This window comes from Mesorhizobium sp. M2A.F.Ca.ET.037.01.1.1 (assembly GCF_003998075.1).
Classification (GTDB): domain Bacteria; phylum Pseudomonadota; class Alphaproteobacteria; order Rhizobiales; family Rhizobiaceae; genus Mesorhizobium.
The window spans coordinates 1-1,299 of the sequence record NZ_RZSA01001373.1 but is presented as its reverse complement, the minus strand read 5'-3'; the positions used below and the strand labels follow the sequence as shown (position 1 = coordinate 1,299).

At 61.3% G+C, this 1,299-nt stretch carries 1 protein-coding gene; it reads right to left on the bottom strand.

Annotated elements, in window-relative coordinates; all coding sequences use genetic code 11:
- Positions 1 to 20: 20 nt before the first annotated feature.
- On the bottom strand, positions 21 to 1,184 hold the full coding sequence (locus EOA27_RS36860; protein ID WP_126078352.1) for an IS4 family transposase: 1,164 nt from the start codon (positions 1,182 to 1,184) through the stop codon (positions 21 to 23).
- Positions 1,185 to 1,299: the final 115 nt, after the last annotated feature.

Genomic DNA, 1,299 nt, shown 5'->3' with positions numbered 1-1,299 from the left:
GCAGGGCTGTCCGGGGAAAGTTAGACATAGTCGAGGCTCATCTGATCGGGAGAGCAGCGGGGGTACCTTCGACTTGGATTGACGGGCGGCGGTTTGTCGATGGCGGCGATGTGGCGCCGCTCGAACAGGCATCGTGTCACCAGGTCGGTGAAGCGCAGGATCGGCAGTGCAACGCGATATGCGCGCGCTGCAATGCGCAACAGCGCATAGGCGATCATGGCGGCGAAGAGCTGCAGGCGGATGGCGTTGTCATTGTTGCCGAGGAACTTACGGATCTTGAGGTGCTGCTTGATCCAGCGGAACAGGAGCTCAATCTGCCAGCGCCCCTTGTAGAGGGCTGCTATGTCGGCGGCCGAGCGCTCGAGATCGTTGGTCAGCAGCGTGATGGTGTCGCCTTCGTCTCGCTTCACGATGATGCGACGCAAGCGGATCGGCAGTTTGGAATCGCCTTTGCTGGCAAAGCTCACCTCGGCATCCTCAAGCACGGTGAAGCCATCGCCGTGCATGGCTGCGAGGGGACGATCGCACACCAGCTTGAGCCCCATGTTGGTTTTGGGCCGGGTGACGAAGAAGGCTTGCGCCGCCGCGATCGCCGTCCACCAGCCGTAGTGGCAGTAACCCTTGTCGAACACGTAGGTCGCACCGTCTTCGATAGAGATGGTGCGGCCGATCTGGGCGTCGTTGACGTTGGCATCGGTGATGTCGAGGACGCGCGGACAGTCGCTGTCTGGATCATAGACGATATGCAGCTTCATGCCGCGGATGCGGCCGTTCGACTTGGCCCAGTCGCAAAGCTTGCCGAGCGGGATGGGCGTGGAATCGATCAGCCGCAGCATGGCACTGCCTTCGCGACGCATCTGCCGGTCGAGTTGGCCTGCAAGCAGGGCGAACGTCTCGGCGAAGACGGCTACAGGGCGGCGCCGGTTGGCGTCCGACAAGGTCGAGCGCCGCAACAGGTCGCTGCCGAGGTGGTAATGGTGCTGGCAGTTGGCGTTCCAGCCGGCTTGCAGGCTGCGAAGGCTCGTCGCGCCGCTGAGCTGAGCATAGATCAACACCACGAGATGGTCCCAGCTCTTGAACGACTTGTCATACGCATCCCCGTCATGGCTATCCACAATCGTCTGGAAGCGGCGACGATTGATCGGTTCAACCAGCTTGCCAAGAATGCTAGGCGTAAAGCGCATGCCCCGTTCCCTTTCTGAGTCTCGACAACCAGAAGGTAGACGGAAAATCCCCGTCTTACGGGGCATGCACATGCGGCATTTCGATTCACCCGAACCTTTCCCCGGACAGCCCTGC